Source organism: Alteromonas sp. BL110, from assembly GCF_003443615.1.
Classification (GTDB): domain Bacteria; phylum Pseudomonadota; class Gammaproteobacteria; order Enterobacterales; family Alteromonadaceae; genus Alteromonas.
In genome coordinates, this window is sequence record NZ_CP031967.1 from 4,009,613 (window position 1) to 4,034,391 (window position 24,779).

Consider the following 24,779-nt stretch of genomic DNA (forward strand, 5'->3'; position numbering starts at 1 on the left):
TTCATTGTCTCCCGGCTTAATAATGAAGCGTACGCTTGATAGCTTCGTACGTTTTGGTTTCATCTGGCATATATTCTTTTTCATGTGCCAATGGATAAGGCGTATCTAAACCACAAACTCTGGCAATTGGCGCCTCAAGATATAGAAAACAACGCTCTTGAATACTTGCTGCTATTTCACTTGCAAAACCACCTGTTAACGGTGCTTCATGGTTAATAAGCAAGCGACCTGTTTTCATGACAGATTGCATCACTGTTTCAACATCCCATGGGAGTATGCTGCGCAAATCGATAATTTCACATGACACGCCATCTTCAAGGGCCATTTCTGCAGCTTTTTGTAGGATCTCTATCTGTGCACCCCAACCGAGAAGCGTAATATCGCTGCCTTCCAGCACAATATCCGCTTTGCCAAGTGGTAGCTCGTAATCTTCTTCTGGTACTTCTGATACGGAGGCACGGTAAAGTCGCTTAGGCTCCATAAACAATACGGGGTTTTTATCGCGAATCGACGCAAGTAATAAACCTTTTGCTTGGTATGGATCGCGAGGGATAACAATCTTAAGGCCTGGGCAATGTGCAAAAAACGCTTCAGGTGACTGGCTATGGTAATGACCGCCTGCGATCCCACCGCCGTATGGAGTGCGGATAGTTAATGTACCTACATCAAACTGTCCACCTGAACGATAACGCCACTTCGCCGTTTCGTTTACTATTTGGTCAAAAGCTGGAAAAATGTAATCACCGAACTGAATTTCTGCAACAGGAACCGAGCCTTGCGAGGCTAAACCATTGGCAAAGCCAATAATGCCTTGCTCAGTGAGTGGCGTGTTGAAACAACGGGCTTTACCAAATTTTTCTTGAAGATGGCTCGTTGCCCGAAATACACCACCAAAGTGACCCACGTCTTCACCAAAGACCATTACTTTCTCATCTTCGGTCATGGCTGTGATGAGTGCATTATTAATTGCTTGTAGTAAGTTCATCTTAGCCATTATTTTACTCTCCCTGCGGTTTTAGGGTACATCTTTGGGTATTTTTTGATGTGAGCTTTTAGTTCGTTAAGCTGTTCTTTTAAATGCCATGGCGCTGTGTCGTAAACGTCTTCTACTATATCGTCGATAGCACATACGTCTGTTTTCTCACAACTCTTCATAGCTGCTAATACGTCTTGTCTTGCTTTATCAACACGTTTTTGATTTTCAGCTGCATCAAACCACCCTTTGCTTTCTAGCCATTTTTCCATACGGGCGATAGGGTCTTTTGCACGCCATTTGTCTTCTTCTTCACGAGAGCGATAGCCTGTTGGGTCGTCTGACGTAGAGTGTGCGGCTAAGCGGTACGTCATGGCTTCAATGAGCACAGGACACTTTTCTTCGATTGCAATTCGACGGGCTTCTTTAGTAGCAGCATAAATTGCTAACACATCATTACCGTCAACGCGGATAGTTTTGATACCGTAACCTAAGCCACGAGACGCGATTCCATCACCGGCAAATTGCTCTTCTGCGGGCGTTGATATGGCGTAACCATTGTTACGGCAAAAGAAAATTACTGGGCAATTCAGTACAGCCGCCATATTTAAGCCAGCATGGAAATCGCCCTCTGAAGCTGCACCTTCACCAAAGTAGCAAATGGTTACCACGTCTTTACCCGACATTTTTTGTCCGTAAGCGTAACCAGAAGCTTGGGGAATTTGTGTGCCTAAAGGCGACGATATGGTCATGAAGTTAAGGGGCTTATCACCATAATGGATAGGCATTTGACGACCTTTGTTCGGGTCGTCCTTGTTGCTAAACATTTGGTTCATGAATTGCTCGGTCGTATAACCACGGTAGGCCAGCGCACCCTGTTCACGATATTGGGACATAATCATGTCATCATCTGATAACGCAGCCGCACTTGCTACTGATGCGGCTTCTTCACCTGTACTAGCAAGATAAAAACTTATACGCCCCTGACGTTGTGCACCTACCATGCGTTCGTCCAACACGCGGATATAATGCATGGTGTTAAAAATTTTTAATGCTTCATGCTGGCCAAGATCAGGCTCTACCGCTTTTTCGATAACCTCGCCTTCTGATGACAAGATTTGAAGCATTGGGATATCGACAACCCCTTTTGTAATGATTTCGACCTTATTTGTTGTTTTTACTTCGGCCAAATGATTTCTGTCTTTCACGTTTGTTCCCCTTGAATATGAGGGTTAATAGCCACTTTTATAGTTTGGAATATGCTAGATGAGGAATTGCAGGAGCGTCTTACTTATTCGAAGGTAAAAATTCAGATGGATGAAATCACTATACTCAATTAGTCTAAATTAAAAGGATAATTGTCCTAATGAAGTAAAGCTTATGTAAATATAATGAAAAGTGCGTAGGATGCACCTCATACGACGTGCACAGAAATAAGCCAAAAAACCAAAATCTTCCGCGCTTGTTTATGTAATTTTATTTCAATTTTATTCGAAGTGTGAGTACTAAAGCGGTTAATTGCTCTAGTTTTATTTCATATTTAACCAATATCCAAATGTAACAAAATATGTAATTTGTGTATTTCTGAAATACACATTACATAACCCCTTAAATTGTGCTAACAATAAATGTGTCATGACGGCAAATAGCTATTAAAAAGGGCAATAAGCCTTTAAAGCGCACAAAGACCGTCAGGCCCAGGGAACTATTCACACGAGAATAATTATGAAAAAAACAATTATCAGTACGGTAGTTGCGACCGCACTAGCAGGTTCTGCTTTTGGTGCGTTTGCTCTGTCAAATCAAATCTCCGGCCACAGCGTTGAACAACAAAACGCAATTGAGGCTTCTTTCGATAAAAAGAATATTCTTGCAAATGCTATCCAAACAAGTAGTGATAGTGTTCGCGTTATTGTTCAGTTAAACGACGTACCTATGGCGCAATTTAGCGCTGTGAACCCGAGTGTTAGCAGTATGTCTGCGCATAAAGGTCAAAAGGTTAACTTTGAATCAAACGCAGCTAAGGAATATAAATCGTTCCTTGAAACTCAACAGCAATCTGTTATCCAATCAATCAAAGCGTTTGATAAATCATTTAAAGCTGACTTGTCTTACACAGCGGCTTTTAACGGCTTCGCTGGTATTGTATCAAAAAGCGCGCTTGATAAGCTTTCGAGCCTATCTACAGTTAAGGCGGTATACCCAGACGTTATTCACCACGCACAAATGGATGCAAGCTTAGACTTAATCGGTGCGGTTGAAACTTGGGAACAGTTTGGCGGTAAAGAAAGTGCCGGTGCCGGTGTTAAAGTAGCTATCATCGACAGTGGTATCCGTCCGGAAAACCCGCTCTTTAGCGGTGAAAATTTTGAAGCGCCAGCCGCAGATACTTTGCCGACTGACGATTACTGTTCAGAAACCCCTGACTTTTGTAACAACAAACTAATTGTTGCGCGTGCAGCGGATATCGTAGAAGGTTTCTCAGTAGTTGAAGAAGAATATGAAAGCCCGCTAGGTTTTAACGGTCACGGTACTCACGTTGCTGGTACTGCAGTAGGTAACTATGGCGTTATGGCTGAGCGCGACGGTGCTGAAGCAGAGATTTCTGGTGTTGCACCAGCTGCCTACCTGATGGTGTATAAAGGTCTGTACGCTACTCCAGCAAACCCTGCATCTTCAAGTGGTGCATCTTCAATGTTACTGTCAATGCTTGAAGCTGCACTGACAGACGGCGCTGATGTTGTTAATAACTCTTGGGGCGGCGGCGCTGGCGGTAACCCTAATGGCTCTGTATACGAAGATGTTCTTGAAGCCATGCACGATGCTGGCGTAGTAACCGTATTTGCAGCGGGTAACGATGGTCCAGGTGAAAGTACAATTGGTTGCCCGGGTTGTTCTGAAGACGTTATCACGGTAGCAAACACGACTACGGGTCGTTTGTTTGCAAACGAAGTGACTATCGAAGGTGATACCACAATTGGTTCAATCCCAGCACTTTATTCAGTGGGTAACCCTGCTATCGTGTTCGACAGCCCAATTACTGCACCGGTTGTTTATGCTGGTGAAGTTGATGCGGAAAATGTGGAAGGTTGTGATGCATTTGCTGAAGGCGCATTCGATGGTGCAATTGCACTTATCAGCCGTGGAACTTGCGGCTTTAAAGATAAAATTGAAAATGCGGAAGCGGCTGGCGCTGAAGCCGTGCTTATTCACAATGTAGATGGTCGCGGTGAAGCTCCAATCTTGATGGGCGGCCTTACCGACGCGCAAATGATTCCTTCACTAATGCTCCCAGCTACGCCAGGACAAGCGCTTGCAACTCTTGCAGTGGAAACAGACGAGTCGCTAAATGTGACCATTGGTAGTGAAATTGTTCGAGTGGTTTCGGATAGCCTTGCTGACATCATGAATGAAAGCAGCTCTCGCGGGCCAAACGGCGACCCTACGTTCCTTAAGCCAAATATTGCGGCACCTGGTACACGTATTTTCTCGGGTGAATCTCCAGACGCTCCAGGACACGAAGGTGAAACCTTCTCATTTAAAGGTGGTACGTCAATGGCGTCACCACACGTAGCAGGCGCAGCGGCCCTACTTAAGCAAATGCATCCAGATTGGACTGCACAGCAAATTAAGAGTGCCCTTGTAACCTCTTCTATTCGCGACGTACTTAAAGAAGACGCTGCTACACAAGCAGACAACTTTGATATGGGTGCAGGTCGTTTAGATCTACCTCGTGCTACAACTGTTGAGCTTACATACAGTGATTTAAGCTTGGTAGATGGTAGCTGCTACTTGAACTGTGAAATGTCTATCACGGTTACTAATACTAGCGACGAAGAAGTGACTGTTGATGCAACAGCTATGTTTAACGACGCTGCTATTGTAGCAACGGTTACACCACAAATGGCTACATTGCCAGCAGGAGCTTCTGCTGAAATTATGGTTGCGGTAGACGTTACAACAGCCTCTACCGGCTCATGGTCTTTTGGTGGCATTAACTGGGCTGATACAGACGATACAACGACAGATTACTTTATTCCTGTTGCGGTTTACCCTATTAGCAGCGATGAACCTTCTCTATTTAATAGTGATGTGAGCACTCAGCTTGCCGCTGAAGGTGAGTTAGTTGTTACTGAAGCATTTGCTACCAACACTGATGTTACTGGTATGATCAGCATTTCTGGTGAGATTGATCACAAGTATGATATCAACCCATCGACTATTTCTGCGGTCAAAAACGGTAACCAAGAGCCAGTAAGTTTCGATGCTGATTCTGGCACCTTATATTGGGAAGGTGCACTGAATACTGCGTCATTCTCAATGAATGCTGACACTTCAATTGGTGATATTCTTGAAGGTTTTGGCCTTCCTCGCTACGTACCAATGGCTTCAATCGGTATTACACCACTAGAGTGCTCTGGAACGTGTGATGATGCTTCGATTGAAATCAGCTTACCTCGTACCATTACGTACCTAGGTACTGAGTACACAACCATGCAGATTTCATCTAATGGTTTTGTTTCGTTAGGTACAAGCTCAGGTAACATCACTACTCCGTTTGCAGAAGTACTTCCTAGTTTAAGTGAGCCGAATAACGTTGTAGCTCCATATTGGACTGACTTCGATTTAGCGGGTAGTGACGGTGGCGCCGGTACGGGTAACCTATATGCGGTAAGCCTAACAACAGGTCACTTTGTTGTTGAGTGGGAAAATGCCCAAATCTGGGGTGAAGATGGTACGAGCTTTAACTTCCAGCTTTGGTTTGAATACGAAACTGGCAACGTAAACTTTGTTTACGGTCCAATGGACACACCGGTGTACGCTACTGTTGTTGGTGCTGAAAACGAATCTGGTAGTGTTGGTACTACTTTCGCTTCACTGACTTCAGCTGGCCTTCAAGGTACTCTGCCAGTAGAAGGTGACGAGTTTGTTCTTACCGCTAATGCCGGTGACGAAGTAACAATCAGCTACGCAGGTACTGTGGTTCCTTCAAGCGAGTACATGGATGATATGCTATCAGTTAACGAAGATGCGTCGGTAACGGCTAACATTCTTGCTAACGAAATGGATAGCACCATCATTAATACGTTTACTATGGAATCTCTTGCTGGAGACTTCCGTACGTTTACGCCAATTACTATTGATAAAGAGCCACTTGACCCGTCAACTGTTACAGTTACTACTGAAGCAGCAAACGGTACAGTGACAGTTAATGATGATGGTACGGTAACCTACGCACCAAATGCTGACTTCTTTGGTGAAGACTCATTTACCTACACAGTTCAAGTAGAAGGTTCAACTACAGAAGAAGGTGAAGTTGTAGAAGGTGACATCGTAGGCGAAGGCACTGTGACAGTTGCAGTTGCGGGCGTTCAGGATGCACCTGTACTTTCAATCTCTGCGCCATCTAGCGTCGATGAAGGTGAATCATTCACTGTAACTGCATCGGCAACTGACGCAGACGGTGATGATGTTACTATCACTATTGACGGTGTTGAAACAACCTCTTACACCGGTACTGCACCAAGTCACGAGCAAGCTAATCGTGTAACGGTACAAGTAACGGCAACAGACGGTATCGATACAACTACAGACAGCGTGACAATCTTAGTTAACGATAAGTCTGGTGGCTCTATGGGCTGGATTGCATTACTTCTTGCTCCAGCGGTATACCTACGTAGACGCATGAAACGTTCATAACGTTTTCTTAAAATGTAAAAAAGGCCGCAATCGCGGCCTTTTTTAATCATCTTTTGAAAGTTGCTGTAGGTGCTGTGACATCCGTTTAGTTGGCTGAACCCCAAGTTCACGGAACTTTTCAATTTGCCTGACGATATTCCCTCGCCCGCTAGTTAATTTATTCATTGCTTGTTCGTAGCTTGCCTGAGCGGTATCCATAGATTTTCCTACTTTCTCCATATCAGTAACAAAACCTACAAACTTGTCGTATAACTTAGCAGCCTGTTCTGCAATAAGCTGTGCATTTTGATTTTGGTACTCGTATTGCCAAATATTATTAATGGTTCTAAGCGCTACAAGTAAGTTTGTAGGGCTTACTAACATAATATTGTGGTTAAGCGCCATGGTGACCAAGTCGGGCTCTTCTTCTACAGCGATTAAAAAAGCGGGTTCTATGGGGATGAAAAGTAAAACGTAGTCTAACGTCTTTAACCCTTTTAAGTTCTGGTAATCTTTTGCGCCAAGGCCTTTAATGTGCCCTTTAATGGAAGCTACGTGTTGGGCTAAAAACTGCGCTTTTTCCGTTTCATCATCACAATTAAAATAGCGCTCATAAGCCGCAAGACTTACTTTTGAATCAATGATTACGTCTTTATCGTTTGGTAAATGCACTACCACATCTGGCTGGAAACGCCTACCTTGTTCAGATGTTGCAGACATCTGAGTTTCGAATTCGTGTCCTTCCCGTAAACCAGATTCCTTAAGTATGCGTTCAAGAACGACTTCACCCCAGTTACCCTGCTTCTTGTTATCACCTTTTAGTGCATTGGTGAGTGCAGCTGCTTCTTCTGTTATTTTTTGATTTAAAGCTTTTAAGCCTAATATTTCCGTTTTAAGTGACGCTCGCTCTTGGCCTTCACGTATGTGCTGCTCTGAAATTTGGCGTTTAAAACCATCTAATTCATTTTTAAACGGCGCTAGCACAGCCTCAATGTTGTGTTTGGTTTGTTGGGTGTAGCGCTGTTGTTTCTCTTCAAAAATGCGGTTTGCTAAATTCTCAAACTGGGTCTGCAAACGTTGTTCAGAGGCATTCATAGCCGCTAGCTTGTCTTCGTGCGCAGTATGAAGCGCCTGAATTCTCGCTTGGTGGGCCTCGTTTTGCGCCTGAAGTTTTGCGTTAGCCACCCTCTCGCTGCTCAACTCATTTTGCAACTTGTCACAATACTGTGAAGATTGAGAAAGCTTCGCCGAGTTATTTTGGCTGCGGATGAAAGAATAAAGTGCCAATAGACAAACACTAATAAAAGCAATTAAGAAAGCGACGGGTTCGCTTGAGATAAGGTTGGTAATCATAGTGCACATTCATACTGTTATTTTGTACAGCACTATAAACAAAATAATGAAAATATACCAATTTGTATAGGGTTAAAGCAGGTGAATCAAGTGAGCGTTAGTTTCTCACCCGAGGCCATGTAATCTCAACTAAAAACAAAAACGGGCGACTGCGCGCCCGTTTCATTTAATCAATCGAAGCTTTTATACTTGTTTTGGTAAGCGAAATAATCTCATCTTGTGATAATTTTCGCGTTAGCCAAGTTATTTGTAAAAGCTTTGCAAAAGCCTCAGCGTAACTCACTATTTTGAAAGTGAAGCGTCAAGCTCTTCTATTTTAGCTTTCCAAATAGCAGGGCCATTCTTATGTGCATTTGCACCCGTGCTGTCTACTGCAACAGTTACTGGCATGTCTTCTACGTCAAACTCGTAGATTGCTTCCATACCTAAATCTTCAAATGCCACAACGCGTGAATTCTTAATCGCTTTCGATACCAGATAAGCTGCACCACCTACAGCCATAAGATACACAGCTTTGTGTTTTGCAATGGAGTCAACCGTTGCTGGGCCACGTTCTGCTTTACCAATCATGCCAATAAGACCTGTTTGTTCAAGCATCATGTCTGTGAACTTATCCATACGCGTAGCTGTTGTAGGGCCAGCTGGACCCACTACTTCATCACCTACAGCGTCAACCGGACCCACGTAATAGATAAAGCGATTGGTTAGGTCAACACCTTCTGGAAGGCCTTCACCATTTTCCATCATGGTTTGAATGCGTTTATGTGCGGCATCACGGCCAGTAAGCATTTTACCTGATAGTAATACCGTTTCGCCTACTTTCCACTCTTGAATGTCTTCTTTGGTCACTTCATCAAGGTTCACGCGGCGGGTGTTTTCACTCACTTCCCACGTTACTTCTGGCCAATCTTCAAGCTTAGGCGGCGTTAGCTCTGCTGGACCTGAACCATCTAAGTAGAAGTGTGCGTGACGTGTAGCTGCACAGTTAGGGATCATAGCCACTGGCTTAGATGCAGCATGTGTAGGCAGAGACTTAATTTTAACGTCAACAACGGTCGTCAAACCGCCTAAGCCCTGTGCGCCAATACCCAGTTTGTTAACTCGGTCAAAAATTTCTAAGCGAAGTTTTTCGTCAGTAGTTTGTGGGCCACGTTCAATAAGCTCTTGAATATCTACTGGATCCATAAGGCTTTCTTTAGCAAGTACTGCAGCTTTTTCAGCGGTACCGCCAATACCTATTCCCAGCATACCAGGAGGACACCAGCCCGCTCCCATTGTAGGCAAGGTTTTAACAACCCAATCAGCAATATCATCGCTTGGGTTTAGCATAACCATTTTAGATTTATTCTCTGAACCGCCACCTTTTGCTGCGATCATTACTTCAATCTTTTCACCCGCAACCATGTCGATGTGAACGACAGATGGCGTGTTATCTTTCGTGTTTTTACGCGCGCCAGCTGGGTCAGCTACGATAGATGCACGAAGCGGGTTGTCAGGATTAAGATAAGCGCGACGGGTACCTTCATCAACCATTTCTTGAACGGTCATGTCAGTTTTGTCCCATGTAACGCCCATACCCACTTTCACGAAGCAGGTTACAATGCCGGTGTCTTGGCACAATGGGCGCTTTCCTTCTGCCGACATTCGCGAGTTAATAAGAATCTGTGCCATCGCATCTTTCGCGGCTTGGCTCTTCTCTTTGTTGTACGCTTCTTCTACGGCCTTTACATAGTCGAGTGGGTGATAGTAAGAAATAAACTGCAGGGCATCTTCAATGCTGTCAATGAAGTCTTGTTGACGGATAACGGTCATGACATCCTCTTTTTATTTGGCTTTCGTGGTCTTAGCTAGCTAAAAAAGCGTATACTAGCGCATCTCAAGACATCGCACCATGCAAAACCATGTGCTTGGAGCTAATTCCAGATATTTTTACGCGCTATATTAGTTATACGCATTAGAAAGCCTTGTAATAGCTACAAGAAAAACACTTGTTCGCAAGTGTCAGTTACAAATTGAAGGTCGCGCTTTTCTGCTTTGAAGCACTTAACGGCCTAGATGAAAATAAGTACAGAAAAAACTATGCCACACGCAGATACTATCAATGTTCATGTCACCCGTTATACTCGACAGGAGTTAGTCAACGAATTTGCGCTAAACTGCGATAACACTCCAGTTTTCAATAGATTATTTGAACAAATATCTGCACAGCCATACGCTATTTTATTCGATACTTCAGGCTCTTCTAAGAGCGATGGCCGGTTTAATATAATGGCCTTTTCACCTACCGCTGTTATTGAGGCGAAAGGTGAACAAACAGAATTAATCGATTTAAACACCTCTTCACGCCAGCGTCTTAACATGCGGCCTTTCGAAGCGGTTCAAGCGCATTTGCATGCCAGAGTTGAATCTATCGAAGTAAAGGCTACTTTCGACACTACCCATTTACCTTTCATTGTTGGTGTAGCAGGAATGGCTGGATATGACACAGGTCGATTCTATGAAACATTACCCAGTATGGCTCAAAACGACTACATTACACCTGACTTCACCGTTGGCTTGTATCTGTATTCGCTTATTGAAGACACTCAAACCGGATATATCTACTTTTGCAGCGCTGATAATCGTTCGTTGTCGCAAGTATTTAAGTCGTTAAAGCAAGTAGCAACATCTAATACCTTTAAGCTCACATCGCCCTTTGAATCTAATCTGTCGAAAGACGCTTACGAAACATGTTTAAGTAAAATCAACGCTTATCTCCGTGCAGGCGACTGCTATCAGGTCAATATGGCACAGCGATTTAGTGCGGAGTTTGAAGGAAGCATCTGGCAGGCATATTGCGAGTTACGTAATCAGAATCAAGCGCCCTTTTCTGCCTATTACAACCTTCCTCAAGGCTGTATAGCGTCTATATCACCCGAGCGTTTTCTGCGTGTGAAAAACAAGGTTGTAGAAACTAAGCCCATTAAGGGTACTCGCCCTCGCTTTGACGATATAGAAAAAGATGAAGCCAGTGCACAGAGTTTGCTTAACGCCGAAAAGGATCGTGCCGAAAACCTTATGATTGTGGATTTGCTTCGTAATGATGTTTCAAAACACTGCAAGCCCCACACAGTAAAAGTACCAGCACTCTTTGCACTTGAAAGTTATGAAGCAGTTCACCATTTAGTTAGTACTGTAACGGGCGAATTAAACGACGCGTCGTCGCCTTTGACGCTTTTAGCATCTGCCTTCCCAGGTGGTTCAATTACCGGTGCACCTAAGATACGCGCTATGGAAGTGATTGATGAACTAGAACCACATCGTCGACATATATATTGTGGCAGCATATTTTATATGGGGTACAGAGAAGATATGGATTCTAGTATCTGTATACGTACGGTGTTAGCGGAGAATAATAGATTACATTGCTGGGCAGGCGGTGGTATCGTGCTAGATTCGGTACCAGGTGAAGAGTATCAAGAAACCCTTGATAAGGTTTCTAAAATACTGCCTGTGCTAGCATCGATGAACCTGTAACAACACAGTTTTATTAACATTAACTGTGTGTGACTGACGCGCTAAATATGTAGGTTGCGAGTAATAAGTCTCTATGACAAAAAGCGAATTTCTATCACAATTTCATCACCTGAGGGTAACTTATAGTGAGCCTGACTTTCCGCTAAAGAAAACAGGGCGGCCCGCGGCGGTGTTAATTCCTTTGATAGATTATGGCAACTCGCTTCAGCTATTGCTAACAGAACGTGCACATCACTTGAAACATCACCCGGGCCAAATAAGCTTTCCTGGGGGAGCGGTAGATGAAACTGATAATTCTTTCTTTGCCGCTGCGCTTCGCGAAGCAGAAGAAGAAGTTGGCCTTCCGTCTACTCACGTAGATGTTATTGGCATGCTGCCAAAATATAGAACGATCAGTGGCTATGAAATAGCGCCTGTTGTGGGCTTTGTAGACCCTGACTTCACACCTGTTATCGATAAAAATGAAGTAGAGAGCGCTTTTGAAGTCCCTCTTGCTCATGTGCTAGATAGAAAGAACCACCTAGTTCATAATACTCACCGCAATAACAAAACTTTCCCTATATACTTTATTCCTTGGCAGCACCGTATGATTTGGGGCGCGACGGCAGCTATGTTAAGAAACCTGTCCCACCATATTCACCCTTGACGCGAAAAATCTGCTCCGCTACCTAAAGCGCTATAAATTTATCTTTACAGCCTATTAGCAAAACTAATCTCACTATTAGCATTTCTGTATTGAGCTTTTTACGTAGTGGATGCATGATCTTAATATTACTTAGTTTTAATTTATGAATGTTTATGATCAGTGTATTCGATATGTTCAGTGTGGGTATTGGCCCATCAAGTTCGCACACAGTAGGACCGATGAAAGCAGGTGCCGAGTTCGTTTCTGAACTTGCACAGGATACTGCGCTTTTCGACTCAGTGGATAGCGTAAAAGTTGAGCTGTTTGGGTCACTGGGTCAAACTGGCATAGGACACGGTACCGGTAAAGCTGTCATTCTAGGTTTGTTAGGCGAAATTCCCGACGTAGTGGATGTTGACACTATTGACAGCAAACTCGAGGAAATTCGTAATTCCGAACTACTGTGTCTGAATGGTCAGAAGCAAGTCCACTTCCCGAATAAAAATGCGATTGTATTTCATCGCCGTAAGACACTGCCTAAACACGCTAATGCACTGACGTTTTACGCTTACTCGGAAAGTGAACTGGTTAGAGAGCAAACCTATTACAGTATAGGTGGCGGCTTTATTATCAAAGACGAAGATTTTGACGCGACTAAAGCGCATGCCGCCAGCCTTCAAGCTTCAGTGCCCTTCCCTTTTAAAACCGCTGAAGAATTACTTGCTCTGTGTAAGAACAATGGTTTGAGCATTAGCTCTTTAATGCTGCGTAACGAAACGACTTTTAGGCCGAAACATGAAGTAAAACAGCAATTACATCATATTTGGCTGGTAATGAAGGCATGTATTCAACGCGGTATTGAGAGCGAAGGCATATTGCCTGGTGGATTAAAGGTCGTACGTCGCGCACCTGGACTTTATCGTCGCCTTCAAACCGAGCATACGAATGATCCCATGCAAACTATGGATTGGGTGAACCTTTTTGCTTTGGCAGTAAACGAAGAAAATGCTGCGGGAGGGCGTGTTGTAACCGCGCCGACAAACGGTGCCGCAGGTATTATTCCCGCCGTACTTCAATACGTAGATAAATTTATTCGACCTGTTGATGAAGAAGTAGCAAGCCGCTTTCTTCTTACCGCTGGTGCTATAGGTATACTTTACAAAGAGAACGCATCTATTTCCGGTGCTGAAGTGGGTTGCCAAGGAGAAGTGGGCGTAGCGTGTTCGATGGCTGCTGGTGCTCTTGCTGAGATAATGGGGGGAACAGCGGCATCCGTAGAAAATGCGGCTGAAATAGGCATGGAGCATAACCTTGGGCTGACCTGTGACCCTGTAGGTGGCCTTGTGCAGGTTCCATGTATTGAGCGTAATGCCATGGGTGCAATAAAAGCAATAAATGCGTCTCGCCTCGCGCTACGCGGTACAGGCGATCATAAAGTGTCACTAGATAAAGTTATTAAAACGATGCGAGATACGGGTAACGATATGAAGACGAAATACAAAGAAACAGCTCGAGGCGGACTTGCGGTTAATATCATCGAGTGTTAATCGTAAACGTACTATGAACAAAGATTGAAAAACAAAAAAAGGGGCGAAAGCCCCTTTGTTCATTCATGTTTTTAAAAGGTTACTTAACCGGTAACGTCACGCCTTTAAACATTTTTTCAACTTCTTCGTTATTTTTCAGCATCATGGCTTTTTCCACCTTGTCTTTGGTAAGGTGAGGCGCGAAGCGCTCGATAAAGTCATACATATAACTTCTTAAGAAAGACCCTTTCCTGAAGCCAATCTTTGTGGTGCTGTAATCAAACAAGTGGCTCGCGTCTATTTTAACTAAGTCATCGTCTAACTCTTCACTAACAGCCATCGACGCTATTACACCAATACCTACACCCAAGCGCACATAAGTTTTAATCACGTCTGCATCGGTGGCAGTGAAAACAATTTTTGGTGTCAGTCCTGCTCTTTCAAAAGCTTGGTCTAATTCTGAGCGCCCTGTAAACCCGAACACATAAGTCACTAACGGATACTTTGCAATATCTGAAATATCTATCGTGCCCTTTTTAGAAAGCGGGTGATCTTTGTTTACAATTACGCTGCGATTCCAGTGATAACACGGCAGCATAACTAAATCGTTGTACAAGTGAAGCGCTTCAGTGGCGATAGCAAAGTCAGCTTCGCCTTTAGCAGCTAGGTCGCTAATTTGAGAAGGCGTACCTTGGTGCATGTGTAATGACACTTTAGGGTACTTAGTCATAAAACCTTGGATTACGTCTGGTAACGCATAGCGGGCCTGAGTGTGCGTGGTAGCTATATTCAGCTTGCCTTGGTCGGGAAGTGTGTGTTCTCTTGCAACGGCTTTAATGCTTTCTACTTTCGCAAGAATTTCTCGAGCAATGTTAATTACATCGTTACCCGCGTCAGTGACATGAGTGAGGTGCTTTCCGCTACGGCCAAAAATTTGAACGCCTAATTCGTCTTCTAGCATACGAACTTGCTTGCTAATACCTGGCTGTGAGGTATACAAACTTTCTGCTGTCGCAGACACATTCAAATTATTATTGAGAACTTCTACGATATACCGTAGTTGCTGTAGCTTCATATTTTACACCGTATTATGGGAACGACTGACACTTTACTTCCTCCGTTATAACCAAAACTACGGTTTTTTACTAGTTGCTATTACAAAATTAGCATTATAAAGTTGAATTTAAGTCATTTTTTTAAAAATTTACGCGTAATTTGCCCTTCATTTTCTAATCTCTTCTACAGTATGTTTAGGGTTAAAGAGTCGCATGGCGTTTAATAGATAATGAGCAGTAGTAAACAAGTTACATCTTCAATCGATTTTTCATCTGTATTGGCTGCCGCTGTACACGATATGAAGAATTCACTATTTCTATTAATTCAATCCATTGAAACATTAAGCGATTCGCTTTCACCGCAAAATACTGAAGCAAGAGAACAAGTAGCAAGTGTTCATTATGAAGCATCGAGGCTCAACACGAACCTTGTTCAGATACTCTCTTTATATCGTGCAGAATTAGAAAGCCTGCCTATTACGGTTGATGAATGTTTCGTCAAAGATTTAGTTGAGGATGTTGTTGGCTCCAATGCACTTTACGTTGCCCAGAAAAATATTGAAATTATCGTAGATGTTGAAGAGGACCTGAGTTGGTATTTAGATAGCGAATTAATCTATTTACTTTTAAACGATGTCATCATAAATGCGATGCGTTATGGTACATCGAAGATACTTGTTTCAGCCCGTATTGATGATAATGAATTTATGACTTTAAGTGTTGAAGATGATGGTAGTGGCTACCCAGAAGCAATGCTGTCAAAAAGCCATGAAGCGTTGAGTGATTTTGAGTTAAGCCAAGGCAGAACGGGTCTTGGCCTGTTCTTCGCGAAGCTCATTGCAAGCGCTCATTCTCAAAGTGACAGAGTAGGAACAATAACCCTTTCTAATGGTGGAAGCTTAGGCGGGAGTGTATTTGCGGTAAAAATACCGTAAGATTGTCCGATAACAATAGATAATTCAAAAAGTAACGCTCGTGGTTAAGAAATAACAGACGTTATAAGATACAAAAAACAGACGGAAACACACGCATGTACGTGATTATTATTATTTTGATTGTTGTGTTACTCATTGCAGCTATTTTCATTAATGCAATGCAACAACATCGTCAAAAACAAGACGCTGAGCGTCGCACCGAGCTTGCTAAACAGCGCACTATTGTTGATGAAACGGAGAACATTATAGCCGCAAGTGTGAATATGCCGGTTTCTTCAAGAATAATGGGTATTCTACATAACAGAATTCTTAACGCGCTTAAAACTATGAATGAGTTAGCGGGCACCGCTGAATTAAAACAACGCATAGCGAGTAGCGAACAAGCTACAGCAGCAGCGCTGTCAGACAAGTCAGCGAGAGCATCTGAATTTTCGTTGCCCGACAACGATAAGATGATAATTCAGTACATCCAAGCGGTTAAAAAACTGCGCATTGTGCTTCGCTCTGAACATAGTAAAGGGCAAATAGATTCGAAAGTATTCATGGATGAAGACAAGCAATTGGAACGTTTGCAGGTAAAAGTAAACGTAGAAACGCTTATCAAGCGTGGCCGTGCGGCACTTCAAACCAATATGTTGGGTTCAGCCAGACAATATTTTGAAAAGGCTAAAACCGCGTTGGAAAATCAGAATCCGCAAGATGAATACTCTGCATCAAAACTTTCCACACTTAACGAGTGGCTAAACGAAATTCAAAGTAATCTTAAGAGCGTAAACGAAAAAGATCGCGCTAAAAAGCAAGAAGAAGAAAGAGACGAACTGGACGAACTATTCGCCCCTAAAAAGAAGTGGTAGCCCCTGCTCTCGAAAAGTACATTGCGTATTATGCCGTTTTAGCATAATGCGCAATGGCTAAGTCCCACATAGACTGAGCGGGTAACGACAACCCCTTTCGTGCGTTTTTAATTATTCCAATATTTTTAACTAAAGGCTCATCGACGATTCTTTCGGCTACAAGGCCAAGCCCTTCCATTTGTTCTTTACAAATAGCAGGCATAACAGATATACCTAAACCATTTTGTATCAGCTTTCCAAGCGTAGACAGTTGCCCTGTCTCTGCAATAATACTTAATTCGCCGTATTGTTCGAGTCTAGACTGTGTCCAATGACGTACCGCAGAACCCCGGTTCATCATTACTAAGGGAAATTGAAGGCAATCCTGCCATTTAAGTGCTTTGCCCAAGTTAGGTAATAATGCTTTATTTGCTACCACAACAAACTCATCGGTAAAAAGACTGTTAAACACCAAGCCATCTTTACGTTCCGGCTCGAAAGAAAAGCCTATCTCACTGCGCCCTGTAGTTACTTCGTGAATAACCTGTTCCATAACAACATCCACTATACGTAAGTTCACGTTAGGAATGCGTTGGTGAAATGTTGATAGAATATCTGGCAGGTGTGACTCGGCAAACGAAGGCATTGCACAAACGGTGAGTTGCCCTTTCGCCATAGCGAACAGGTTTTGCATGTCCGAAAAGGTGTTATCCCAGTCATGTAGCAAACGTATAGCGTTTGGAAATAATACCTCTCCTTCGGGCGTCAAGCTTACGTTGCGAGTATTGCGTTGAAACAGTTTACCGCCTAATTGCTCTTCCATTTTTTTTATCGCAGACGACAAAGCGGGCTGAGTTAGGTGTAGATTCACTGCAGCTTCAGCAAATGTTGATGACTTTGCCACCTCTACAAACGCTTTTACTTGACGATATGAAACATCCATAACCCCTCACCCTACCTAAATATTAATAAAAATAATTTATTAATTATAAGATTAATTCGATTTTACATATCGCGCAACAATGTTGATACTTATTTTTAACAAATGAGTTGGAGATAGAGAATGGCGGGATTTAACAAAGTTGTATCCTCATACGAAGAAGCAATGGCTGGCCTTGAAAATGGGATGACAGTTATTGCGGGCGGTTTTGGGTTGTGTGGTATACCTGAAGGACTGATAGGCCAAATTAAGAAGACGGGTGTATCTGGACTTACTGTAGTGTCGAATAACTGTGGTGTGGATGGATTTGGCTTGGGTCTTCTACTAGAAGACAAACAAATAGCAAAAATGGTGTCTTCTTATGTAGGTGAAAATGCCCTGTTTGAAAAACAATTGCTTAATGGTGAATTGGAAGTTGAACTTACACCTCAAGGAACGCTGGCTGAAAAAATGCGCGCTGGTGGCGCTGGCATTCCTGCGTTCTACACTGCCACAGGTTACGGCACACCGGTCGGAGAAGGCAAAGACGTCAAAGAGTTCGATGGACGCCCGTATATTCTTGAGCATGCCATCACTGGCGACTTTGCCATTGTTAAAGCATGGAAAGCAGATACATACGGTAACTGTGTTTATCGCCACACGGCGCAAAATTTCAACCCTATGGCGGCTACCGCAGGTAAAATCACCGTAGTAGAAGCGGAAGAGATCGTACAGCCTGGCGATCTGAATCCAAGCGAAATTCACACCCCGGGTATTTATGTAAACCGTGTCATTCAAGGTTCATTTGAAAAACGTATAGAACGTCGTGTAGTTAGCAAGGAGACCGTGTAATGCTTAGTAGAGAACAAATCGCAATGCGCGTAGCCCAGGAGTTCAAAGATGGTGATTACGTAAATTTAGGCATCGGGATACCTACCCTCGCAGCTAACTATGTCCCCGACGATATCAGTGTAATGCTGCAGTCGGAAAATGGTCTTTTGGGCATGGGACGTTACCCCACCGAAAATGAAGTCGACGCTGACATGATAAACGCAGGTAAAGAAACGGTAACGGCTATAACCGGCGCGTCGATATTTAACAGCGCTGAAAGCTTTGCCATGATCCGTGGCGGACATGTAGATTTTACTGTTCTAGGTGCGTTTGAAGTTGATGTATCTGGCAATATTGCCTCTTGGATGATACCGGGCAAATTGGTTAAAGGCATGGGCGGCGCTATGGACCTTGTTGCTGGCGCGAAAAATATAATTGTTACCATGACCCATACTGATAAGCGCGGCAACCCTAAGTTGCTAAGTGAGTGTACATTACCATTAACTGGTGTGAACTGTATCACACGTATAATTACTGACTTGGCAGTATTAAGCGTTGAAGACGGTGCCTTTGTTCTACAAGAGCGTGCACCAGGCGTGAGCGTTGAAGAAATTGAAGAGAAAACTGGTGGAAAGCTTGTTGTGCCTGATAATGTACCGGAGATGCAGTTCTAGTACTTTCATCAAGTACATATGACACTCAATCATTTCTCTTTAAAAATTTGCGCTTACTAGGCAGCACCTATTGTGTTTATTAGTAAGCGTGACTTCTAAGGTAACCCGCTTTTCTGTTTGTTTTTTAAAATTAGTGTTCACCAACACTGATGCTATTAGTTTGTCAGTCGCGTCATATAGTCAAGTTCAAAATGAACAAGGCAATAAGCCTTTTAATACACTGTGCATTAAGGGATAATGCACATGAACGTTATTTTTTAAAAAGGCTCACCTTTCTTGCTAGTTACTGATTTACCTGTCCACCATAAAATTATTTCAAAGCTCGAAACGAAAAACATTTCGACGCTAACCGAAATTCAAGAGCGCACTATGCTTCCCGCTATACAGGGTAAGGATATTATCGCGTCTTCAAAAACAGGGTCAGGTAAAACTTTCGCCTTTTTAGTTCCTGCTATTAATAGGCTAATGTCGCAACAAGCATTAAGCAGGCAAGACCCACGTGCACTTATTCTTGCTCCTACCCGTGAACTCGCAAAACAAGTTTTCATAGAAGCCAAGTCAATGTGCACGGGCTTAAACCTAACTTGCTCGCTTATCGTCGGCGGCGAAAACTACAACGACCAAGTTAAAGCGCTTCGACGTAACCCTCATATCATCGTGGGTACAGCAGGTCGGGTTGCCGATCACCTTTTAGACAAAAGCATATATTTAAACGGTTTAGAGCTGCTTATTTTTGATGAAGCCGACCGCATGTTAGATTTAGGCTTTTCTGCTCAGCTTAAAATGATCAACGACTATGCTGATCATAGAAAACGTCAAACTATGCTGTTTTCTGCCACGCTCGATAATATTGAGCTTAAGCATATGACAACGCAGCTAACCAAAGGCGCAGTGCGCGTAGCGGTAGGAGACTCAACGGCAGAGCATGGCGATATAGAGCAGAAGTGTTTCTTTGCAGACAACGTTGATAACAAAGATCAGATTTTACAATTTGAGTTAGCCAATCGTACCTACAACCAAGCTATCGTATTTACTGCTACCCGTGAAGATACCGATAGAATTGCAGCCCTTCTGAACGAACAAAACTTAGAAGCCATTGCCCTTCGTGGCGATATGCTACAAAGCCAACGCGCAGCAGTGATGAGCGCATTTGCTCGTGGGCAGCACAGTATTTTAGTTACCACCGACCTCGCCTCGCGTGGTCTTGACCTGTCAAAGGTTGGCTTGGTAGTCAATTTCGACCTTCCTAAAAACGCCGATGAGTATATTCACCGTATTGGTCGCACAGGTCGTGCTGGGCAAAAAGGCGAAGCTTTCTCGTTAGTTGGCCCGCGCGATTGGAACAGTTTTGAAGGGCTTAAGAATCACCTTCAATATGCTTTAGAGTGCTCACCGCACGACGAATTCGGGGCCTCGTTCAAGGGTTTTACGCCGAAGAAAAAAGTGTCGAAAAAAGCCAACGCGCAAAATGGCAAAAAGCGTATGGCGAAACCTGTTAAAACCAATGCTAAAAAGCGTGTTGATACCATGACTGGTGAAGATATCGGAATGGTGCCTGTTAAACGCAAACCAAGAAAAACGCTGCCGGATGACGACGAGTAAAACAACGTTCAATAATTAATAACTAATCAATTTGCCGCTATCATAGACTAACTTTAATAGCGGCGGTCATCGCTTCATTTATTCTTACCGCACATTCTCTTACATACTTTCTCTGTAATCGCATCGCGATACATGCTTTAATTTCAAAATGTAGCGTGTTGTCATCCTGCAGCGTTATTACTTACCCTAATTACCTTTAAGGCTTTTAAAGCCTTTCTTTAAAACGGATTTTATAAACATGAAAGCAATAAAACTCATTTCAATATTACTCATTGCTGTACTCATTATTTCCGTACTTTTTTATGAAAAAATAATTGCGAGTGTATTATTGCCTCAATACATTGAATGGGCGCATGAAACAGATCTAAAAGGGCTTGAAGTCGGTGTACCGTTAAACGAAAAGGAAAGGTTACTTGCATCAAAAATAGGTGTTAAACACCCCGAGAAAGTAAGAATTGTATACGTTGATGCAGTACCTTATCCCTATGAAAACTTTGCTTTAAAGGTATTTGGTGAAGCAGTTGGACTTGTGGGCGAAGGTATCATTAACAACGCACAAGTCTTTGGTTATTCAATTTACGCGCGTAAAGGCTTTGTACTTAATAGACCAAAACTAGCCCATGAGTTGGTCCACGTATTACAAATTGAAAGAGCTAGCTTAGACGACGTTGTCACCCAGCATTTCTTTGACATGGCTGAGTACGGATACGACAATGCGCCACTAGAAGTCGAAGCAGCAAAAGCTAATATAAATTACAGTGCAGACTGGTAGCCTTTACTAGGTAGTTTAGTTTTTTTAGCTTCGTTCAATGTGTAGATTCATCTGTTGAACCTTAAAGTTCTGCTATAGACAAGGAGCAGACGGTCAAATCAAGCAAAAGCATTATATGTACTGGCTCAGACTTGATCTGACAGTTACCCGTTTTTTCAGGTGCCGCTGTCAGATTAGATTTGAGCTAGATTCTTCTCAGCTGTTAACACCAAGCGATTTTGCATCGCTACACCCCTCTTCAATACCGATAGACAACTTCTCCAAACACACCAGTAGGTTTTCTACATCGAAAGCTGAAATGACTAAGCGCTGGCCTTCTTTATATTTGTTATCACCTGATTTATGAATATACTTCTCGTCCACAATCCCTTCATTGTGGGCAAGTAAATGGCGCTTTTGATATAGAATTCGTAGTAAATTGATTTCATCTTTACTGAGCCATTCATCAAAACCTTTTTGAACTGCCTTTCCCCAAAGCTCACTAGCTTGTTCTAAACGCTGAAAAGCGTTGAACGGCGCCTTTCCAAAAATGTCATACATACCTTCACAATATTTCTGGAAGGCAACTACTCCGTCACTAATACATGTCTCAATCAGCGATCTGCACGTTAACTCGGCTTCATCTTTGCCTGCCGTCTCGGTTATCGCCTGCTTAACAATACCGACACTATCTTTCTTAGCCCGAATTTTCCGTAATGAGTCTCTAAACGTACGAGTTACTGAGTTGTGGCCACATGCGGGGCAGAAGTATGCGCTACCTACAACAGAAAATCTGGATTCGCAGCTTTCACATTGAATTTCTAATTGCATTAGGTCCGCAGCCTTTGCTGGGATAGTATGTGTTCTGTTAAGCCCGCCAGTAACTTTCATTGATATTGAGATAAAGCTATTTTTCGGTTGACTCCTATTGAACTTTTGAGCACAAGAACGGAGTGAGTTATGAATTTTCCCTTGCATTACGGCAAAAGCCTCAGCTTTAGCATGTTCGACTTGTTCAATAGTTAACCACTGATCGGAGGGAGCTTCATAACGACAAAACGGACACCATACTGCTTCGTCTTTAAAGATATCAGCCCAGTCTTTTTCATTGACTTTAAAAATGAATTCACAATCTTCATTGGGGCATTGTTTGTCAATATACCCCTTCTCGTCTGATTCGATTGCTACAGATACCGACTGACCATTCATCCGTTCCATTTCTTTTATCAAATCTTCAAACATGGTAAATCCCTTTTAATTGCATAGCTCCCAAATACCGGGCTCAAAGAGTTTGGCTATGATTGGTGTGGCACGAACCAAACCAAGCTTATTAGTCCGCCGTTGATTTGTTTCTTATATCACCTTATTCACTAGGTAAGACGTTATATCTAAATTGGACGTAATCATCAAAATTTGAGTAAGCATGATAATCTCGGTTTGTTTTTACGCATATTTGAATATCACAACATCTACCTATATCAGACTGGATAAAAGTTATTGTTCTACTATTTTTGTTACTCCAATTCTTAGAGCCTATTCGTGCGATAGAGTACTGTAATACTTCACCCAATGGGTCAGTAGAGTATCCCGAAAGCTCTATTTCGTCTCCAACTCTAACGGTTTCATTTGAAACTACCATTTGAGCATATCTTGGGTTTGCAACAGTGTTACCTAGAGAATCACTTGCAGCTTCTATTACCGGAAAGTAATCATCAGCATCTTCTTTTTTACCCCTAAACTTCATAATTCTTGTCCTTAATTCACCAGATATACCAAGGATAAGGTGTTTTTGATATTCTAATAAATCTCTTCTATGGGCATTGGGATCTCTTAACTTTTCAAGTTCAGTTAAAAAGATATCCACTGTTTTTTTATCTTTAAAAGCTAGCTGGACCTCTCCGTCCCAGTTCTTTGCAATCAAAGTTTTGAGGTCGTAGAAATCTGCGTAATATAGTATTCGACTCTCTAGTGCAGATCCCGATAACCTTTTATTTTCAACTTCTTGTCTTTCTAGCCACTTTTTTTTTCGGTCTTCAGAAATCTTAATACGATTAATCCAACCTGAACCATACTTTCTAACAAAAACGAACTCGAGAAAGTCTCTTATAGAGTTTTCAACTAATGTTAAATCTTTACTGATGTCCAAAACTAAACCTTTGAGGTGATATAACACCGCACTCTGCTGCAAATTTGAAGCGAAGCGGAAAATTTGTCCGGCAGGAGTGCCTTATTAAGCATCGCCAATCTTGTAGTAGGATCTAAGTATATTCCCAATCTCTTCTCTACTTTCAGCGATTTCAATCATATTTTTGTCACTCGTAAATCTTTTTTCTTCACGAATGTAAGATTCTGTATTTTCTTTTAACTTGCCAAACAGCTTAATTACTACAAAACCCAATATACTTGAGCTGCCAGTAACAAAAACCTCAATGCCTTTCTTGACTGAGGCAATTTCATCTCCTGACGTAAGAGTCATTACGGAGTTGTACACGCCGAAGGCAGCTAGCCCACTAAGTATCACAGCTAACGCAAGAAGAATGATAATTTGAGGAATACTAGTTATGCGCCAAGATTTTTGGTCTGCTATAATATCCTCGATAACTTTAGTGCGTAAAGCCGAAAGTTCGTTAGCCGGAAGTGTCATAGGCGATCACCCCTCTTTTCACCAACAAACCATTTTGATCTCTCACTATTTATTATTGACTCAACACGCTCGATGTAGGATCTGATTCTTTCTTCTTCGTCTAGTCTAGAATACTCTCCCATTTCCATCCAAAACGAGAGCTGTTCGCGGTGGACCTGCTCTATTATAAGGCGATACTGCTGCCACTGAGAGTCAAAGTTTGATATTTGCATCAAGCTAGTAATCACCAAAGCCAGCATAGAAAGCACTCCACCCAGCAACGATATGGAAAAGCTAAAATTGTCTAGATAGTTCGGGAATAAAAACAGAATAGGCAATATAGCCAGAATAAGTGTTTGAAGCATCCTTAATAAAAGAAACTTCTTCTTTGCAGTCATTGCCTTGTGCTCAAACCACATTAAATGCTCTCGGAGCCTATGCTCATATTCTTTTAAAATTTCAGGCTTCATAATATTTCCACTTCAGAATTTCTTGTTGCCTAACAATTAAATACAGCGCAATTTGCGCGTTTTTCTGCCAACGCATCGCTTACTTTTTTACTTCCACTATTAATACCAAACTAACTATCACATTGCTACAACATGGAAAATTGGCGATCTGAATAAAGTGTTTAAGTACAAAAACGCTCGATTGGCTAGTTTTCCAGAATATAGGGGAAGGGCTACTATAACTGTATATCCAGACAAGCACTTAGCTCTCAACAATGAAAATACTGTGGTCAGCTATGGCACTTAAAGCAGAAAATTGATATCAGTCGTGGGAATGTCAGAAATTCGCGCGTTAACACAATAAAGTAATCAATACGCCAACTTCCGCTTTACGTACAGTAGAGAATGTTAGATTTGGTTTTTGTCTAACTCTGA

General features: G+C 42.5%; 20 protein-coding genes. 10 read left to right on the forward strand and 10 right to left on the reverse strand.

Annotated elements, in window-relative coordinates:
• Positions 1 to 16: 16 nt before the first annotated feature.
• A complete protein-coding gene (locus D1814_RS17470; RefSeq protein WP_118494803.1) occupies positions 17 to 994 on the reverse strand; it encodes an alpha-ketoacid dehydrogenase subunit beta in 978 nt (325 codons plus the stop codon).
• Positions 994 to 2,181, reverse strand: coding sequence for a thiamine pyrophosphate-dependent dehydrogenase E1 component subunit alpha (locus tag D1814_RS17475; protein WP_118494806.1), 1,188 nt, complete (start codon positions 2,179 to 2,181; stop codon positions 994 to 996). Before D1814_RS17475 ends, D1814_RS17470 begins: the two co-directional genes overlap by 1 nt.
• 517 nt (positions 2,182 to 2,698) lie before the next feature.
• On the opposite strand from D1814_RS17475, the gene D1814_RS17480 reads away from it, so the two are divergent.
• Positions 2,699 to 6,673: a S8 family serine peptidase gene (locus tag D1814_RS17480; RefSeq protein ID WP_118494808.1), complete on the forward strand. Its 3,975-nt coding sequence runs from the start codon at positions 2,699 to 2,701 to the stop codon at positions 6,671 to 6,673.
• A 42-nt stretch (positions 6,674 to 6,715) separates the two neighbouring features.
• On the opposite strand, the gene rmuC is transcribed toward D1814_RS17480, so the two are convergent.
• The gene (gene rmuC, locus D1814_RS17485) at positions 6,716 to 8,005 is read right to left on the reverse strand and encodes a DNA recombination protein RmuC (protein ID WP_118494810.1); all 1,290 of its coding nucleotides are present in this window, start codon (positions 8,003 to 8,005) and stop codon (positions 6,716 to 6,718) included.
• A gap of 282 nt (positions 8,006 to 8,287) precedes the next feature.
• Positions 8,288 to 9,817, reverse strand: coding sequence for a fumarate hydratase (locus D1814_RS17490; RefSeq protein WP_118494812.1), 1,530 nt, complete (start codon positions 9,815 to 9,817; stop codon positions 8,288 to 8,290).
• Between the two features lie 267 nt (positions 9,818 to 10,084).
• Here D1814_RS17490 and pabB point away from each other — a divergent pair, with 267 nt between their 5' ends.
• From pabB to D1814_RS17505, 3 genes are all read left to right on the forward strand, one after another.
• Positions 10,085 to 11,521: an aminodeoxychorismate synthase component I gene (pabB, locus tag D1814_RS17495; protein ID WP_118495430.1), complete on the forward strand. Its 1,437-nt coding sequence runs from the start codon at positions 10,085 to 10,087 to the stop codon at positions 11,519 to 11,521.
• 73 nt (positions 11,522 to 11,594) lie between these two features.
• Positions 11,595 to 12,167, forward strand: coding sequence for a CoA pyrophosphatase (locus D1814_RS17500; RefSeq protein ID WP_118494814.1), 573 nt, complete (start codon positions 11,595 to 11,597; stop codon positions 12,165 to 12,167).
• Between the two features lie 152 nt (positions 12,168 to 12,319).
• The gene (locus D1814_RS17505) at positions 12,320 to 13,693 is read left to right on the forward strand and encodes an L-serine ammonia-lyase (RefSeq protein ID WP_118494816.1); all 1,374 of its coding nucleotides are present in this window, start codon (positions 12,320 to 12,322) and stop codon (positions 13,691 to 13,693) included.
• A gap of 79 nt (positions 13,694 to 13,772) precedes the next feature.
• Here the strand turns inward: D1814_RS17505 and cysB are convergent, their stop codons facing one another.
• Positions 13,773 to 14,747 carry an HTH-type transcriptional regulator CysB gene (cysB, locus tag D1814_RS17510; protein ID WP_118494818.1) on the reverse strand — a complete coding sequence of 325 codons (975 nt, stop codon included), beginning with the start codon at positions 14,745 to 14,747 and terminating at the stop codon, positions 13,773 to 13,775.
• Between the two features lie 210 nt (positions 14,748 to 14,957).
• Between cysB and D1814_RS17515 the strand changes: the two genes are divergently transcribed.
• A complete protein-coding gene (locus D1814_RS17515; protein ID WP_118494820.1) occupies positions 14,958 to 15,662 on the forward strand; it encodes a sensor histidine kinase in 705 nt (234 codons plus the stop codon).
• A gap of 95 nt (positions 15,663 to 15,757) precedes the next feature.
• On the forward strand, positions 15,758 to 16,516 hold the full coding sequence (locus tag D1814_RS17520) for a hypothetical protein (protein WP_118494822.1): 759 nt from the start codon (positions 15,758 to 15,760) through the stop codon (positions 16,514 to 16,516).
• Between the two features lie 28 nt (positions 16,517 to 16,544).
• Here the strand turns inward: D1814_RS17520 and D1814_RS17525 are convergent, their stop codons facing one another.
• Positions 16,545 to 17,438: a LysR family transcriptional regulator gene (locus D1814_RS17525; protein WP_118494824.1), complete on the reverse strand. Its 894-nt coding sequence runs from the start codon at positions 17,436 to 17,438 to the stop codon at positions 16,545 to 16,547.
• Positions 17,439 to 17,558: 120 nt separating this feature from the next.
• Here D1814_RS17525 and D1814_RS17530 point away from each other — a divergent pair, with 120 nt between their 5' ends.
• From D1814_RS17530 to D1814_RS17545, 4 genes are all read left to right on the forward strand, one after another.
• On the forward strand, positions 17,559 to 18,266 hold the full coding sequence (locus D1814_RS17530) for a CoA transferase subunit A (protein ID WP_118494826.1): 708 nt from the start codon (positions 17,559 to 17,561) through the stop codon (positions 18,264 to 18,266).
• Complete coding sequence (locus D1814_RS17535) at positions 18,266 to 18,919, forward strand: CoA transferase subunit B (RefSeq protein ID WP_118494828.1); 654 nt, start codon at positions 18,266 to 18,268, stop codon at positions 18,917 to 18,919. The genes D1814_RS17530 and D1814_RS17535 overlap by 1 nt, the downstream gene beginning before the upstream one ends.
• A gap of 276 nt (positions 18,920 to 19,195) precedes the next feature.
• Positions 19,196 to 20,521, forward strand: coding sequence for a DEAD/DEAH box helicase (locus D1814_RS17540; protein ID WP_118494830.1), 1,326 nt, complete (start codon positions 19,196 to 19,198; stop codon positions 20,519 to 20,521).
• A gap of 238 nt (positions 20,522 to 20,759) precedes the next feature.
• A complete protein-coding gene (locus D1814_RS17545; protein ID WP_118494832.1) occupies positions 20,760 to 21,293 on the forward strand; it encodes a hypothetical protein in 534 nt (177 codons plus the stop codon).
• Between the two features lie 195 nt (positions 21,294 to 21,488).
• Here D1814_RS17545 and D1814_RS17550 read toward each other — a convergent pair whose 3' ends face one another.
• From D1814_RS17550 to D1814_RS17565, 4 genes are all read right to left on the reverse strand, one after another.
• Positions 21,489 to 22,514: a hypothetical protein gene (locus D1814_RS17550; RefSeq protein ID WP_118494834.1), complete on the reverse strand. Its 1,026-nt coding sequence runs from the start codon at positions 22,512 to 22,514 to the stop codon at positions 21,489 to 21,491.
• Between the two features lie 121 nt (positions 22,515 to 22,635).
• A complete protein-coding gene (locus tag D1814_RS17555) occupies positions 22,636 to 23,418 on the reverse strand; it encodes a hypothetical protein (RefSeq protein WP_147402518.1) in 783 nt (260 codons plus the stop codon).
• Positions 23,419 to 23,502: 84 nt separating this feature from the next.
• Complete coding sequence (locus D1814_RS17560; protein WP_118494838.1) at positions 23,503 to 23,916, reverse strand: hypothetical protein; 414 nt, start codon at positions 23,914 to 23,916, stop codon at positions 23,503 to 23,505.
• Positions 23,913 to 24,365, reverse strand: a complete 453-nt coding sequence (locus D1814_RS17565) for a DUF4231 domain-containing protein (protein ID WP_118494840.1) — start codon at positions 24,363 to 24,365, stop codon at positions 23,913 to 23,915. Before D1814_RS17565 ends, D1814_RS17560 begins: the two co-directional genes overlap by 4 nt.
• Positions 24,366 to 24,779: the final 414 nt, after the last annotated feature.